Origin of the sequence: Saccharopolyspora hirsuta (genome assembly GCF_008630535.1) — a bacterium.
Classification (GTDB): domain Bacteria; phylum Actinomycetota; class Actinomycetes; order Mycobacteriales; family Pseudonocardiaceae; genus Saccharopolyspora; species Saccharopolyspora hirsuta.
In genome coordinates this window covers 206,055-221,472 of sequence record NZ_VWPH01000011.1, presented here as the reverse complement: position 1 = coordinate 221,472, position 15,418 = coordinate 206,055, and the positions used below count along the sequence as shown (strand labels likewise).

The following is a 15,418-nucleotide window of genomic DNA, read 5'->3' as shown; positions in this document are numbered from 1 at the left end:
GGAGGGGACGGACCGGTCAGCCGGTCCGTCCCCCCGCAGAGGGCGCTGCCGGAGGTTCGCCCCAGCGCCGGGCGTCCGCGAGGTAGACCTGGCGGGAGCAGAGCCGGTCCCGCAGCGACACCAGCACGCAGAACTCGTAGGCGATGCGCTCGACGCGCCCCTCCCGGTCCACCACGGCGGCCCGCCACTCGGGCGGCACGACGTCCTCCAGCGGGGCACCGTGGCCGGGTTCGTAGAACCGCCCCGTCCCCCAGCAGGCGGTGTAGTCGCCGATCAGCTCCCCCAGCGCGGCCAGGAGCGGCCAGCAGTCGACGTCCCGGCTGCGGAACTCCAGGCTCGCCAGCACCAACCGGAACAACTGCTGGTGGCAGGCCGAATAGGCACCCCGCAGAGCCGTCCGCTTGCGCCGGGTGCGCTCGGCGACGCGGGCGGCGCTGTCCAGCATCAGCTGCCTCAGCAGCTGCTCCCCGGCGACCGGGAACAGCGCCGCGCGCACGGTGTCGTCGGGATGCTCGACGGCGGCTTCGACGAGCTTGAGCAGCAGCACGTCGCGCATCGGGCTGGGCAGCGACACGTCGTCGGCCGCAGCGCCGAGCCGGAGCTCCGCGCGGGCCCGGATCTGGTGCAGCAGGCCGACCAGCGCGTGCCCGAGCAGGTCGGTGATCTCCGCCCGGCGCACCTCGCACAGCGCGCTCAGCAGCGTGACCCGCACTGCGCGCGGCAGGGCCTGCAGCTCGCCGGTCTGCGCACCGGCCGCCCGCGCGCCCCACGCGGCCACCAGCTCCGCCGGGAAATCCGCGAAGACGTCGGCGGGCAGGCGCAACCGGCGCACGGCGGTCAGCTTCTCCGCCTCCGTCAGCAGGGCCCGCAGCCAGCAGTGATCCGAACCGGCCGCGAGATCGGTCGGCAGCCCCAGCGCCTGCAACGACATGATGTCGTCCAGCTCGCGGACCAACGAGCGCAGATCGATCGGGCCGACCTCGGACCGCAGCTCGGCCAGCAGCCAGCCGCGACCGGCCGCGGCCTCCGCCAGCAGCTCCTCCAGCTGCTCGGCCGCGTCGCCGAGCCGGTCCGCGACGCGGTGGCAGAGCAGCACTTCGAAGTCCTGCAGCGCGTTCGCCGCCACGCAGCGGGCCTGGTCTGGCCCGGGGACCTGGATGCCCTCGTCGTGGCAGTGCGCGACCAGCGCGGTGGCGAGCTGCTCCCGGCCGCACCCGCTCCTGGCCGACTCCGCGGCCAGCCACGCCAGCCACTGCCGTTCGTCCCCCACGTCCACCGGCCCGTCGAAGGCCTCGACGAGCTGCCCTTCCAGGAAGAGGAAGCCTGCCGTGTCACGGGTGAACTCCGAGGCGGCGAAACCCACGTTCATTGCCCCCGACAAGCTGGATGCACGTGCTCCGACCTGCCGAACGCTATCGGTGCGCCCCAGGACACGATCAGGCGATCAGCACCCGATCGGCCGCATTCCGGCGAGCGAGGTCACAACCTCCGTGGTATATGCCGAATCCTGCGTCGACCGGTCAGACCAGCGGGAGGGCGACCTCCATGCCGACCGCGTCCCCGGTCTCGTCCAGCTGCCCGATCTGGCGCACCGCCGCCAGGTCGACCTCCGCCCCGCGCCGCTCCGCCTCGGCCAGCAGCGCCACGACCGCCGGGTGCACCGCCGAGTCCACCACCGGGACGTCCTGGTCGTAGCGCCACCCCACCACGAGCTCCCGCCCGGCGCGGACCTCACCGCGCACCACCGAGACGCCCGGGACGGACCAGTCCGGCGCCACCGCCCGCGCGACGGGCCAGCAGCACAGCAGCTCGACCTCGTCCTCGCCGGACCCGGCCCGCATCGACGACCAGAACGGCCCGGTCGGCGGGTTGTCCTCCGCCGCCAGCGCTCGGAACAAGGCGCCGAAGGCCAGATCGGCCTGCTCGTCGGCGAGGTCGTCGTCCACCGGGAGCGCCGCGCCGACCCAGTGCTGCGCCTCGACCTGCCGCTCCCGGACGTCCCAGCAGATGGGGCGCTCCAGGAGCGCCGTCGCGGCTGCCAGCGCCTCGTCCTGCCGAGCGCGCTCCGCGGCCACCCGCTCGCGGTGCTCCGCGAGCACCGCCGTCGCTTCCTCGCTGCCGCGCAGAGCGCGCTGCGCTTCGGCCAGACCGACGTCGGCGGCGCGCAGCGCCTTCAACCGGATCGCGGTTTCCAGCTGGCCCGCCGAGTAGCGGCGGTAGTTCGACCACGGGTCCACATCGGCCGGTTCCAGCAGCCCCTGCTTGTCGTAGATCCGGAGCGCCTTCGCGCTCAAACCGGTCAACTGGGCGAATTCCCCGATGCTGAGCATGGGGCCAGTCTGGACCTTGCCCCGGGGACAAGGTCCACTCCGCTACTCCTCGGGCTCGTCGTAGCGGGCGATCTCGATCAGGTTGCCGTCCGGGTCGCGCAGGTACAGCGACGTGATCGGGCCCTGCGAGCCGATGCGGCTGACCGGGCCCTCCTCGATCCACACCTCGTTGGCGCGCAGGTGCTCCTGCACCTCGCTGAGCGCGTTGGTGGTCACGAAGCACAGGTTCGCCGAGCCGGGCACCGGGTGCGTCGCGGTCGGCTCCACCAGCTCGCTGGCCGCGTGCAGCTTGAGGGTCTGACCGCCGAAGCTCACCGCCCGGCGCTCGCCGGGAAACGTCACCGGCGTCATGCCGAGGATCTGCTCGTAGAACTGCACTGCCCGATCGACATCGGCGACGGTGAGGACCAGGTGGTCCACTCTGTCGATGTTGATCATGCTCCTCCTCGAGGTCGGCGTGGTGGCGGCTCGAGATGCCCCCGCCGCGCCCGGTCACGCGTACGGCAGGCTATCCGCACCGATCGACCGCGGGGGAGGGCGGGGGCACCGACGGTGATGTCCGCCATTCAAGGGGGTCCGGCCGCCCCGGCACCGGCACAACACCGACTTCGTGACTGACCCGCAACCTGCTCGCCCCGTGTGGTCCGCGATTTCACTGAGGTTTTTCCAGCCTCGTTCTGCGTGGCGGTGCCGGTAGCGGAACCTCAGCGCCCGCCTGGACTCCGGGTGCCCTGACTGATGTATGACCCGATACACGGCGTCAGGGCCGTCCTCGCCGGAAGGAACCCCAGAGGGGTGGGCACCGTGAACCCGCGGCGGTGCAAGCTGCGAGGGTGGGCTATGCGCCTGCGGCGCATGCGACACCTGCCGACCGGTGCCGGACGCCCTTCGCAGCTGCGGTCCACAGACAGGGATGAACAATTTCAATGGAAATCAGACCTCCGATTTCCATTGAAATCGCGCAAGTCGGGCTCCCCCGGGGAAACCGGTCCTCAGTGGGCGGCGGCGTCCCAGGAGCGACCCGAGCCGACCGAGACCTCCAGCGGCACCGACAGCTCGTAGGCCGAACCCATCTGCTCGCGCAGCAGCTTCTCCACCTCGTCGTGCTCGCCCTCGGCGACCTCGACGATGAGCTCGTCGTGCACCTGCAGCAGCATCCGCGACCGCAGGTCGTTGTCCCGCAACGCTCGGTGCACGCCCAGCATCGCGACCTTGATGATGTCCGCCGCGCTGCCCTGGATCGGCGCGTTCAGCGCCATCCGCTCGGCCATCTCCCGGCGCTGCCGGTTGTCGCTGGTCAGGTCCGGCAGGTAGCGGCGGCGGCCGAGGATCGTCGAGGTGTAGCCGTCCTTGCGGGCCTGGTCGACGACCTCCCGCAGGTAGTCGCGCACCCGGCCGAAGCGGGCGAAGTAGGCGTCCATCTGCGCCTTCGCCTCCTCGGCCGAGATGCGCAGCTGCTGCGCCAGCCCGTAGGCCGACAGCCCGTAGGCCAGGCCGTAGGACATCGCCTTGACCCGGCGGCGCAGCTCCTGGTCGACCTCCTCGATCGGCACCCCGAAGGCCCGCGAGGCCACGTAGTTGTGCAGGTCCTCGCCGCTGCGGAACGCCTCGATGAGCCCCTCGTCGCCGGACAGGTGCGCCATGATGCGCATCTCGATCTGGCTGTAGTCGGCGGTCATCAGCTCCGCGTAGCCGCCGCCGACCACGAACACCTCGCGGATCCGCCGCCCCTCCTCGGTGCGGATCGGGATGTTCTGCAGGTTCGGCTCGGTGGAGGACAGCCGACCGGTGGCCGCGATGGTCTGGTTCAGCGTGGTGTGGATCCGGCCGTCGTCCGAGATGGACTTCACCAGACCGTCCACAGTGGTCTTCAGCCGGGTGGCGTCGCGGTGCTCCAGCAGGTGCTGCAGGAACGGGTGCTCGGTCTTCTCGAACAGCGTCTGCAGCGCCTCGGCGTCGGTGGTGTAGCCGGTCTTGGTGCGCTTGGTCTTCGGCATGTTCAGCTCGTCGAACAGCACCACCTGCAGCTGCTTCGGCGAACCGAGGTTGATCTCCTTGCCGATCACCCCGTAGGCCTCCTGCGCGGCCTGCTTGACGCGCGCGGCGAAGTGCGCCCCGAGCTCGGCGAGCTGGTCGGCGTCGACCGCGATGCCCGCGCCCTCCAGCTCGCTGAGCACCACCAGCAGCGGCAGCTCCAGGTCGGTGAGCAGGCCGCGGCTGTCGATGCGGTCCAGCTCGGTGTCCAGCGCGTCGGCCAGCTCGGCCACCGCCCGCGCCTTGACCAGCTCCGCCGCGGCGGCCTTCTCCCGGGCCCCCGACTCGTCCTCCAGCAGCGACAGCTGGCCGTCCTCCTCGCCGGTCTCGGCGCGCAGCTCGCGCTGCAGGTAGCGGACCACCAGGTCGGGCAGCTCGAAGGAGCGCTGGCCCGGGCGCACCAGGTAGGCGGCCAGCGCGGTGTCGCTGGTCAGCCCGGCCAGGGTCCAGCCGCGGTCGCGGATGGCGTGCAGCGGGCCCTTGACGTCGTGCGCCGCCTTGGTGGTCGCCGGGTCGGCCAGCCAGCCCGCCAGCGCCTGCTCGTCCTCGGCGGTCAGCGCGCTGACGTCGACGAACGCGGCGGAGCCGTCGGCGGTGGCCAGCGCCAGGCCGGTCAGGTCACCGCGGCCGCGCGCCCACTGCCCGGTGAACGCCAAGCCGACGCGGTTGCCGTTGCGGGCGTGCTTGTCCAGCCAGGCGGGCAGCTGCCCGGGCTGCACCACGCCGCCGGAGATCTCGAAGCCCTCCTCGACCTCCGGTTCGGCGCTGGACAGCGTCGCGAACAGCCGGTCCCGCAGCACGCGGAACTCCAGGTCGTCGAACAGTCGGTGCACGGCGTCGCGGTCCCAGGCGCGCACCGCGAGCTCGTCCGGCCCGGCCTCCAGCTCCACGTCGCGCACCAGCTCGGTCAGCTGCCGGTTGAGCAGCACCGAGGACAGGTGGTCGCGCAGCGCCTGACCGGCCTTGCCCTTGACCTCGTCCGCGCGGTCCACCAGCTCGGCCAGCGAGCCGTACTGCTGGATCCACTTGGTGACCGTCTTCTCCCCCACGCCGGGGATCTTCGGCAGGTTGTCCGACGGGTCGCCGCGCAGCGCGGCGAAGTCCGGGTACTGCTGCGGGGTCAGGCCGTACTTGTCCTCCACCGCCTGCGGGGTGAAGCGGGTCAGCTCGGAGACGCCCTTCGTCGGGTACAGCACGGTGACGTCGTCGGTGACCAGCTGCAGCGCGTCGCGGTCGCCGGTGCAGATGGAGACCTTGAAGCCCGCGCCGGTGGCCTGGGTGGTCAGCGTCGCGATGACGTCGTCGGCCTCGTAGTTCTCCTTGCTCAGCACCGGGATGTTCAGCGCGCCGAGCACGTCCTGGATCAGGCTGACCTGGCCGCGGAACTCGTCGGGCGTGCTGCTTCGGTTGGCCTTGTACTCGGTGAACGCCTCGCTGCGGAAGGTCTTGCGCGAGACGTCGAAGGCCACCGCCAGGTGGGTGGGCTGCTCGTCGCGGAGCAGGTTGATCAGCATCGAGGTGAAGCCGTAGACCGCGTTGGTGTGCTGGCCGGTGCCGGTCTGGAAGTTCTCCTTCGGCAGGGCGTAGAAGGCGCGGTAGGCCATCGAGTGGCCGTCGATGAGCAGCAGGCGTCGGTCCTCGGAATGCGTCACGGCGGCGAGTCTAGGCTGAGGCCCCGACAGCTCGTGACCGGAGGCGACGGGAGGAAACAGGGGTGGCAGAGGTGACCAGCGGTGAGCCGCTGACCAGCGAGAACGGCCTGTCGATCGAGATGCTGTCGGCCGCCGAGGAGCAGCTGGCCGACAAGCTCGGGATCGAGTACGTGACGTTGCAACCCGATCGGGTGGTGGCGACCATGCCGGTCGCGGGCAACCGGCAGCCCTACGGGCTGCTGCACGGCGGGGCGAACGCGGCGCTGGCCGAGACGCTGGGGTCCATCGCCGCCGCGCTCAACGCCGGGGAGGGGCGCATCGCGGTCGGCCTGGAGCTGGCCTGCACCCACCACCGCGCCGCCACCGAGGGCAAGGTCACCGGGGTCGCGACGCCGGTGCACCGGGGCCGCTCCACCTCGACCTACGAGATCGTCGTCACCGATGAGAAGGACCGCCGGACCTGCACCGCGCGCCTGACCTGCGTGCTGCGCGACCAGCCCCCGGGCCGGTGACCGGGCGACCGCGAGCACTTCAGCCGTCCGAAGTGCTCGCGGGGGACACAGCGTGAGCCCGGCGCAGTCGCTGTCTTTGAAGCGGCGAAGCCGCTTAGCCCACCCTCGCAGCTCGCACCGCCGCGGGTTCTCAGCGTTCGCCTGGCGAGGACGGCCCGGCTGCCGTGTATTGGCATACATAAAGCCGGGCACCCGCAGTCCAGGCGGGCGCTGAGGTTCCGCTACCCGCACCGCCCCGCAAAAGGAGGCCGGGACTCTCCTAAGAGAGGTTCTCCAGCACGGCCTCGGCGACCGCCTTCATCGTGGTGCGGCGGTCCATCGCGGTGCGCTGCAGCCAGCGGAAGGACTCCGGCTCGGAGAGGTTGTGCTTGCTCATCAGCAGGCCCTTGGCCCGCTCGATGGTCTTGCGCGCCTCGAGGCGCTCGTTGAGGTCGGCGACCTCCGCCTCCAGCGCCTGCACCTCGGTGAACCGGGACACCGCCAGCTCGATGGCAGGCACCAGGTCGCGCTTGGCGAACGGCTTGACCAGGTAGGCCATCGCCCCCGCGTCGCGCGCCCGCTCCACCAGGTCGCGCTGGCTGAAGGCGGTCAGGATGACCACCGGCGCGATCCGCTCACCGGCGATGTTCGAGGCGGCCTCGATGCCGTCCATCTTCGGCATCTTCACGTCCAGGATCACCAGATCGGGGCGCAGCTCCTCGGCGAGGCGAACGGCTTCCTGCCCGTCCCCGGCCTCACCGACGACCTGGTAGCCCTCCTCCCGGAGCATCTCCACCAGGTCGAGCCTGATCAACGCCTCGTCCTCGGCCACGAGTACGCGACGTTCGACGGGCTTGGCCTCGCGTGTGTCCTCGGTAGCCGGCGTCGTCACCGGGGTCCTCCATAGAGCTCGGGTTTCCGCTGCGATCTGCACCGGAAACCGCAGAATACCGGTCGCGACTTCACGCCGAGGTAAACACGCGACGTGACCATTGCGACATCAGGCCGACCGCCGCCGCTGGCGCACGAACAGCAGGTAGACCAGCAGGATGGCGGCCAGGCTGACCAGGCTCAAGGTGAGCTGCGAGCGGACCTCCCCGATGGCCCCCATGGTGACGATCACAGCCGCGATCACCACCAGGGTGGCCCACGTCAAGTAGGGGAAGAACCACATCTTCAGCTTCAGCCGCTCCGGCGCCTCCTGCTCCAACCGCCGCCGCATCCGCAGCTGCGAGGCGGCGATGATCGCGTAGATGAACAGCGCGACCGCGCCGGCGGAGTTGATGATGAAGTAGAAGATCGTGTCCGGCGAGACGTAACTGGCGGCAACCGCGACGTAACCGACCAGGGTGGACAGCAGGATCGCCTTCCACGGCACCCCGCGCCGGTTGACGTCGCGCACCCAGCCCGGCGCGAATCCCCGGCGCTGCAGGGCGAAGAGCATCCGGGAGGCGGTGTAGAGCCCGGAGTTGAGCACCGAGATCACCGCGGTGAACACCACCACGTTCACCACGACCTCCGCGCCGGGCAGGCCGAAGCGGGCGAATGCCGCGGCGTAGGGGCTGCCCTCGGTCGGGATGTCCTGCCACGGGGTGATCATCACCAGCAGCGCCACCGACCCCACGTAGAACAGCAGCACCCGCCACACCACAGCCTTGGTCGCCTTGGCCACCGAGCGCTCCGGTTCGTCGGACTCGGCGGAGACGATGGTGACGATCTCGGTGCCGAAGTAGGAGAAGATCACGATCACCACGCCGTGCAGCACCGCGAACCAGCCGTTGGCGACGAACCCGTCGCGCGCGATGTTGCCCACCGAGAACTCCGCGCCCGGCCACAGCCCGAGCACGAAGATCGTGCCGCACAGCAGGAAGATCACGATGGTGATGACCTTGATGGAGGCCAGCCAGAACTCGGTCTCGCCGAAGGAGCGGACGGACACCAGGTTCGTCGCGGTCAGCGCCAGCATCAGCACCAGCGACAGGACCCACTGCGGCAGCACCGGCACCAGCGGGTTGAGCAGCTCGGCGCCGACGACGGCCTCGAAGGCCACCACGCCGACCCAGTAGTACCAGTACAGCCAGCCGATGGTGAATCCCGCCCAGTCGCCGAGCGAGGTCCGGGCGTACTCCATGAAGGACCCGAGCGTCGGCGCGGCGGTGGCCATCTCGCCGAGCATCCGCATCACCAGGACGACGATCAGCCCGCCGAGCGCGTAGGACAGCACGGCCGCGGGTCCGACGGTGGAGATCACCGCGCCGCTGCCGATGAACAGGCTGGCGCCGATGATGCCGCCGAGCGCGATCATCTGCAGGTGCCGGTTCTTCAAGCTCCGCCGCAGCCCGGCGTCGTCGCGCTCGATCCCGACTTCTTCGACCATCACAGCCCCCGTCCGACCGGCGACCCTCGGTTGAGCTGTGAACCTAACCCGCGATGATCACCGCCACCAGGGTCCCGAACCCGGAGGAAGCGGACCGGTCGGGCGCAACGGGCGGACCGGAGCGTGGTCGGACCATCACGCAGCGCATTACTCTGCGTGACCTATTCCATATATAACAGTTCGATCTCACCCGTATGGGTAGCTTGAACGAGCATGAAGACCCCGACTCTTCGACGCTCCGTAATCACTGCAACTGCTCTGCTGATCGGCATCGGCTCCGCCGCCTGGGCCCCCGCGGCGATGGCGTCCTCCTCGGTCGAGGACGAGGTCGTGGCCCTGGTGAACAAGGCGCGGGCCGACGCGGGTTGCAGCGCCGTCAAGGTGGACGCCCGGCTCACCAAGGCGGCCAGCGGCCACAGCGCGGACATGGCCGCCCGCTCCTACCTCGACCACACCAGCCCCGACGGCACGACCTTCAGCCAGCGCATCAAGCAGGCCGGGCACCCCTCCCCCGGCGCGGAGAACATCGCGCAGGGCTACCGGACCGCCGCCGAGGTGATGGACGGCTGGCTGAAGTCCGAGGGCCACAAGGCCAACATCGTGAACTGCTCCATGAAGACCATCGGCGTGGCGGTCAGCGGCGACTACTGGACCCAGGACTTCGGCCGCTGACCACCGGGAGCGCTCCCCCGAGCCCGTGGTGAGCACCGCCGCTCAAGCGGTGGCGCTCACCAGCGCTCGCGCGGACTCCTCGGCCAGCAGTCGCGCCAGGTACTCCAGCTGCGCGGTGGTGCGGTCGGTGCGCCAGATCAACCCGAGCTGCGAGGACGCGTCCAAACCGGACACCGGGACGTAGCGCACGTCGCCGCGGCGGCTGCGCTCGACGAACGGGCGGCACAGCAACATCGCGTGCTCGCTCCCGGCGACGAGCGTCAAACCCTCCTGCAGCGTGGAAACGCTTGTGGTGGAACGGATCTCCACCCCGGACGGGGTCGCGGGCGGCACCTGGGCGTCCGACCAGTAACCGGGCGCGTCACCGGTGGACGAGATGAGGTCGACCGCGGCCAGCTCCTCGACGTCGACGTGCTCCCGCCGCGCGAACGGGTGCCCCGCACCCACCGCCAAGAGCCGGTCCTGCGGCGGGAAGCTGAACCCGACGGTCAGCCGCTCGTCCCGGACCGGCAGCTGCACCACGGCGCAGTCGACGACGCCGTCCAGGACCGCGGAGAACGGCGAGCCGAACGGGATCTCGGTGACCACGACGGAGGTCCGGCAGTGCTGCTTGAACCGGCGCAGCGCCTCGGTGACCTCCTCGTACGCGGTGCCCTGGAACCCGATGCGCAGCTCGGACAGCCCGCCGCGCTTGGCCCGGTCGCGCGCCTGCGCGACGACCCCGACCAGCTGCTGGTACGCGGGCCCGACCTCGCCGACGAACTCCGCCCCGAACCGGGTCAGCTCCACCCGTCGGCTGGTCCGCTCCACGAGCTTGGCGCCGATGCGCCGCTCCAGGGCGGCGACGAGCTGGCTGACGCGGCTCTGCGAGTACCCGAGCCGACCGGCGGTCCGCCCGAAGTGCAGCTCCTCGGCCAGCACGAGCAGGCATTCGATCTCCCGCACCGGAAGCTGATCCATCGCACCCCCACGGTTCATCGATGAGCCTAGCTCATCGATCGTGCAGCTGATCGCTGTTGTTCCGCCCTCCGGGCGTTGTTCGAATCGGGCTGTGAACGCCTTCCCCGCTCAACTGGAATCCGACCGCGCCGTGCCGCCCGCCCGGCAGTGGCTGGCCGTCGCGGTCCTGTCGCTGTGCACGTTCATCGTGGTCACCTCGGAGATGCTGCCGGTCGGGGTGCTGACCCCGATGGCCGAGGGCCTCGGCACCACCCCGGGCACGGCGGGCTACAGCCTCACGATCACCGGCCTGGTGGCCGCGATCACCGCCCCGGTCGTCCCCCGCCTGCTCGGCGACTTCGACCGCCGCGCGGTCGTGGCGGTGGCGATGGTGCTGCTCGCCGCGGGCAACGCGCTCACCGCGCTCGCGCAGGACTTCACGCTGCTCGTGGTGTCCCGAACGGTGCTCGGCATCGGCATGGGCGTGGTCTGGTCGCTGGCAGCGGTGATCGCGCCCCGCCTGGTCACCCCGCGCCACGCGGCACTCGCGGTGTCGCTCGCGGTGAGCGGCGTGGCCGCAGCTTCGGTCATCGGTGTCCCGCTCGGGACGCTCATCGGCGAGGCGTTCGGGTGGCGCAGCGCCTTCGGCACGCTGACCGCCAGCGCGCTGCTGCTCGCGGCAGCTCTCCTGATCGCCCTGCCGAAGCTCCCGAAGCCCGCCCCCACCCCGGACGCCGCACGGACCGGCGGCCGACCGCTGCTGCGCACCCCGGCTGTCGTCGTCGGCCTGACCGTCGTCGTCTTCCTGGTCACCGCGCACTTCGCGGCCTACACCTTCATCCGCCCGGTGCTGGAGACCAGCACCGGGATCAGCGCGGCGGCGATCGCGGCGGTCCTGCTCACCTACGGCGTGTTCGGCCTAATCGGCAACTTCACTTCCGGAGCCCTCGCCGCCAAACGCTCCCGCGCAACGGTCCTGCTGCTCGCGCTCGGCATCCTCGTCGCCGTCGCAGTCCTCGCACTGTTCAGCGCGCTGGCCGCCGTCGCCATCGCGGCGATCGTCGTCTGGGGCCTCGCCTACGGCGGGGTCTCGGTGGCCGGACAGATCTGGATGACCCGCTCGGCAACGGGCAACGAGGAGAACGCCACCGGCCTCTACGTCGGGGTCTTCAACGCGTCCATCGCCCTCGGAGCCTTCCTCGGCGGCACGGTCTTCGAGCTCGCAGGCATGACCCCGCTGCTGTGGACGGCCGCAGCCCTGGCCTTCATCGCCCTCACGACGGGCCTGCTCGGACCGGGCCCGTCAACCTCCACCCGCGAGGAGGCCCCGGAGAAGATCCCCTGCCCGAGCCCCTGACGAACCAGCGGTGACCAGGCTTCTCCCGGGGCCGTCGCGGAGGCCCCGGAAGAAGCCCACCCCGCCACCCCTACCGAACAAGGTTGATCACAGGTCGCGTACCATGACCTCAACAGGCCCCCGTAGCCCAACGGCAGAGGCAGCGGACTCAAAATCCGTCCAGTGTGCGTTCGAATCGCACCGGGGGCACCGCAGGATGCACGTAGGAGGATCCGCCTGCTACGCGCGCTAAGGGGTCGGCCTCTGCTTGCCGGTCGTGGGACGAGCAGCTCAAGCCGTTGATCGGGACCACGTACGCGGCTTCGGCGGGTGCCCGTGGGGACCGCTGGATCTGGTGGGGCGGAACTTCATCGGCACCCGGTCGGCCAAGCACGCAGTGCTCACCGACGGCGTGGCAGGGGCGCTGCGGCAACGCGGTGCCCGCACCGCCCTGGGCTTCGGGGAGGCGGGCAGCCACGTCGGTCGCCGTGGCTGCCCGAAGCCGGTACTCCTCACCTGTCTCCGAAGGCCCGGACGGTGTCCACCCGCTTGCGGACGCAGAACCAGCCGACCACCAGGGCCGCGGCCAGCAGCGGGACGCACAGCAGCGTCACCCGACCCGCCGGGACGTCGAACCACATCAAGACCACCACCGCCAGCAGGAACGCGATGGTGACGAGCTGGGTCACCGGCGAGCCGGGCAGGCGGTAGAGCGGCCGCGCGACCTCACCGGCCTTCGCCTTGCGCACGAACACCAGGTGGCTGAGCATGATCATGCTCCAGGTGGTGATGATCGCCACCGCCGCGAAGTTCAGCACGATCTCGAACGCGGCGGCGGGCACCACGTAGTTCAGCCCCACACCGAGAACGCAGACCGCCGCGGTGAGCAGGATCCCGCCATAGGGCACCTGGTTCCGGTTCATCAGGCCGGTGAACTTCGGGGCCGAACCGGCCGCCGCCATCGACCGCAGGATGCGACCGGTGGAGTACAGCCCCGAGTTGAGGCTGGACATCGCGGCGGTGAGCACCACCAGGTTCATCACGTCACCCGCCGCCGGAACGCCCAGCTGGGACAGGACCGTGACGAACGGGCTCTGCCCCTCCTGGTACTGGTTCCACGGCAGCAGCATCGACAGCAGGACCACCGAACCGACGTAGAAGATGCCGATCCGCCACATGATCGAGTTGATCGCCTTCGGCATCACCTTCGCGGGATCCTCCGTCTCGCCCGCCGCGACGCCGACGAGTTCGACCGCGGCGTAGGCGAAGACGACGCCCTGGATCACCAGCACCAGCGGTACCAGTCCGTTGGGGAGCACGCCGCCGTGGTCCAGCAGCAGCGACGGACCGGGCGTCGTCCCCCCGATCGGTGTCCCCATGACCAGCAACCCGATGCCCACGAACATGAAGGCGACCAGCGCACCGACCTTGATGATGGCGAACCAGAACTCCATCTCGCCGAACAGCTTCACCGACACCAGGTTCAGCACCAGCACCACCAGCAGCGCCACCAGGGCCAGCACCCATTGCGGGACGTGGGTGAACAGGCTCCAGTAGTGCGCGTACAGCGCGATGGCGGTGATGTCGGCGATTCCCGTGGTCGCCCAGTTCAAGAAGTACATCCACCCGGCGACGAAAGCGCCCTTCTCGCCCAGGAATTCGCGGGCGTAGGACACGAACGCGCCGGAAGAGGGCCGGTGCAGGATGAGTTCGCCCAAGGCCCGCACCACGAAGAACGCGAACACGCCGCAGACACCGTAGGCGATCGCCAACGCCGGGCCAGCCTGCGCCAACCGCCCACCGGCGCCCAGGAACAAGCCGGTGCCGATCGCGCCGCCGATCGCGATCATGTTGATGTGCCGTGCCTTCAGGGCCTTGCTGTACCCGGCGTCGCCGGCGTCGACGTGCTGCGGCGGTGCCGCTGCACGCTCACCCTGGATGGTTCCGTCAGTCACAAGTATCTTCTCTCGTTCCCGTGCCAATTTCGCGCGAGATCGCGCGCGGGACTTCCCCCGGGGGGTTTCCGCCCGACGGCGGACGACGAGTCATGCTTCGACCCGGCCGCGCACCGGTCAAGGCATCGCGAACGATGTTGGGATCTACGGGCAGTTCCCGCAGCGCGGTGAGGCACCAAGAACCACGCCACCGCTCGAATGAGCGCTTCTCCCCGCGAAGAACCGCAGAACGTGTCGGCACGACAGGACAACGGCGCACTGATGAGCGCGCTGGCGAGGTAGGACGGCGACGGCGTGAACCCGTGCTACTGCCCGGCCGGGCGCGCCGTCCAGCGCGGAAAGCGACGTCGTGGCAATGGGGTTGCCGGTGGAGACCCGCTTGTCATGCGCACCCCCGTGCCTTTCATTGCGCCAGCTGCCGAAGAACGTCCACCGCTCGTCTCACCGTCCAGCAGCTCCTGCCGCGCGGAGCGGGAAGCGGGCCTCGAAGCAGCACCCTCCCGGGATGTTGCGCACCGACACCTGTCCTCCGTGGGCCTGCACGAGCCCCTGCACGATGGACAGGCCGAGACCGCCGCCGCGCGTTGACCTGGTGCTCGGCTGGTCGCCGCGCCAGCCCAAGTCGAACACCGAGCCGAGGTCGGCGACCGGGATGCCGCCGCACTCGTCGCTGACCGACACGACGGCCCAACCCCCGGTGGCGCGGACGTCGACCGTCACCGTCGAGTTCTCCGGGGCGTAGCGGATCGCGTTGGCAAGCAGGTTGTTGAACACCCGGGTGGCAGCCCGGTCGTCCACTGCGGCCACGACCGGTTGGATGGTGCGGGCCCGCAACTCGATGCCGCGGCTGGCCGCCAGCACGTCGAGCGCGGCGACCTCGTCGCTCACCAGGTCGTCCAGGACCACCTCGCGCGGGGACAAGTGCAGTGTTCCGGACTGGATCCGGGACAGCTCGAACAGGTCGTCCACCATCTCCGAGAGGACCTGGGTGTCGGAGCGGATCTTCCGGCAGTAGTCGGCCAGGTCGTCCACCACGCCGTCCTCGATGGACTCCACCACGGCGCGCAGCCGGGCCAACGGGCTGCGCAGGTCGTGCGAGATCCACGCGACGAGCCGACGCCGGGACGCGTCGAGGGCCTGCTCCCGCCGCCGCGACTCGGCCAGCTTGTCGCTGGTGCGCTGCAGCTCCCAGGCGAGGTCGGCGAACTCGGCGCTCGGCAGGTCCTCCGGCTGCTGGAAGCGCCGCTGCAGCCCGAACGACCGGGTCGCCTCGGCCAGCTGCCGACTACCGCGCATCACCGCGCGCCCGAGCAGCAGACCGACCACGATGGCCACCGCCCCGGCGACGAGGTTGACCACGAGGTCCACCCCGGCAGGCAGTTGCGCCGACCGCGCCACCAGCATCACGGTGACCGTGCTGGTGTTGATCGCGCACACGGTGATCACGATCACCGCCACCAGCGAGTACCCCACCGGGTAGTGGCGGAGCAACCGCAGCACCACGAGGCCGATGAGGCCCACGCCGACCGATTCGCACACCGCGATCAGCACCACCAGCAGCGGACTCATCAGCCCTCACCACCCGCCCCGGTGGACCGGTGGCCGTCCGCGACGACCGGGGGCCGCGGCCCG

The 15,418-nt window shown here is 70.5% G+C and carries 12 protein-coding genes and 1 tRNA gene; 4 read left to right on the top strand and 9 right to left on the bottom strand.

Going from position 1 to position 15,418, the window contains the following annotated elements; all coding sequences use genetic code 11:
- Window positions 1-16: 16 nt before the first annotated feature.
- The 4 genes from F1721_RS23860 to polA form a co-directional block, all read right to left on the bottom strand.
- Entirely contained in the window at window positions 17-1,369 is a 1,353-nt protein-coding gene (locus tag F1721_RS23860) for a hypothetical protein (RefSeq protein WP_150068987.1), read from the bottom strand.
- Between the two features lie 151 nt (window positions 1,370-1,520).
- Complete coding sequence (locus tag F1721_RS23855) at window positions 1,521-2,330, bottom strand: MerR family transcriptional regulator (RefSeq protein WP_150068986.1); 810 nt, start codon at window positions 2,328-2,330, stop codon at window positions 1,521-1,523.
- Window positions 2,331-2,372: 42 nt separating this feature from the next.
- Complete coding sequence (locus F1721_RS23850) at window positions 2,373-2,768, bottom strand: VOC family protein (RefSeq protein ID WP_150068985.1); 396 nt, start codon at window positions 2,766-2,768, stop codon at window positions 2,373-2,375.
- Between the two features lie 554 nt (window positions 2,769-3,322).
- Complete coding sequence (gene polA / locus F1721_RS23845; RefSeq protein ID WP_150068984.1) at window positions 3,323-6,016, bottom strand: DNA polymerase I; 2,694 nt, start codon at window positions 6,014-6,016, stop codon at window positions 3,323-3,325.
- Window positions 6,017-6,135: 119 nt separating this feature from the next.
- Here polA and F1721_RS23840 point away from each other — a divergent pair, with 119 nt between their 5' ends.
- Window positions 6,136-6,528: a hotdog fold thioesterase gene (locus tag F1721_RS23840; protein WP_150069094.1), complete on the top strand. Its 393-nt coding sequence runs from the start codon at window positions 6,136-6,138 to the stop codon at window positions 6,526-6,528.
- A 259-nt stretch (window positions 6,529-6,787) separates the two neighbouring features.
- On the opposite strand, the gene F1721_RS23835 is transcribed toward F1721_RS23840, so the two are convergent.
- Complete coding sequence (locus F1721_RS23835) at window positions 6,788-7,399, bottom strand: ANTAR domain-containing response regulator (protein WP_150068983.1); 612 nt, start codon at window positions 7,397-7,399, stop codon at window positions 6,788-6,790.
- 108 nt (window positions 7,400-7,507) lie between these two features.
- Window positions 7,508-8,884 carry an amino acid permease gene (locus tag F1721_RS23830; RefSeq protein WP_150068982.1) on the bottom strand — a complete coding sequence of 459 codons (1,377 nt, stop codon included), beginning with the start codon at window positions 8,882-8,884 and terminating at the stop codon, window positions 7,508-7,510.
- 213 nt (window positions 8,885-9,097) lie between these two features.
- Between F1721_RS23830 and F1721_RS23825 the strand changes: the two genes are divergently transcribed.
- A complete protein-coding gene (locus F1721_RS23825) occupies window positions 9,098-9,556 on the top strand; it encodes a CAP domain-containing protein (RefSeq protein WP_150068981.1) in 459 nt (152 codons plus the stop codon).
- Window positions 9,557-9,598: 42 nt separating this feature from the next.
- Here the strand turns inward: F1721_RS23825 and F1721_RS23820 are convergent, their stop codons facing one another.
- The gene (locus F1721_RS23820; RefSeq protein WP_150068980.1) at window positions 9,599-10,516 is read right to left on the bottom strand and encodes a LysR family transcriptional regulator; all 918 of its coding nucleotides are present in this window, start codon (window positions 10,514-10,516) and stop codon (window positions 9,599-9,601) included.
- Window positions 10,517-10,607: 91 nt separating this feature from the next.
- Between F1721_RS23820 and F1721_RS23815 the strand changes: the two genes are divergently transcribed.
- On the top strand, window positions 10,608-11,852 hold the full coding sequence (locus tag F1721_RS23815; RefSeq protein WP_246155266.1) for an MFS transporter: 1,245 nt from the start codon (window positions 10,608-10,610) through the stop codon (window positions 11,850-11,852).
- Between the two features lie 116 nt (window positions 11,853-11,968).
- Window positions 11,969-12,041: transfer RNA gene (locus tag F1721_RS23810), tRNA-Leu, on the top strand.
- A gap of 302 nt (window positions 12,042-12,343) precedes the next feature.
- On the opposite strand, the gene F1721_RS23805 is transcribed toward F1721_RS23810, so the two are convergent.
- Window positions 12,344-13,681, bottom strand: a complete 1,338-nt coding sequence (locus F1721_RS23805) for an amino acid permease (RefSeq protein WP_150069092.1) — start codon at window positions 13,679-13,681, stop codon at window positions 12,344-12,346.
- Window positions 13,682-14,227: 546 nt separating this feature from the next.
- Complete coding sequence (locus F1721_RS23800) at window positions 14,228-15,355, bottom strand: sensor histidine kinase (protein ID WP_150068979.1); 1,128 nt, start codon at window positions 15,353-15,355, stop codon at window positions 14,228-14,230.
- Between the last annotated feature and the right edge of the window lie 63 nt (window positions 15,356-15,418).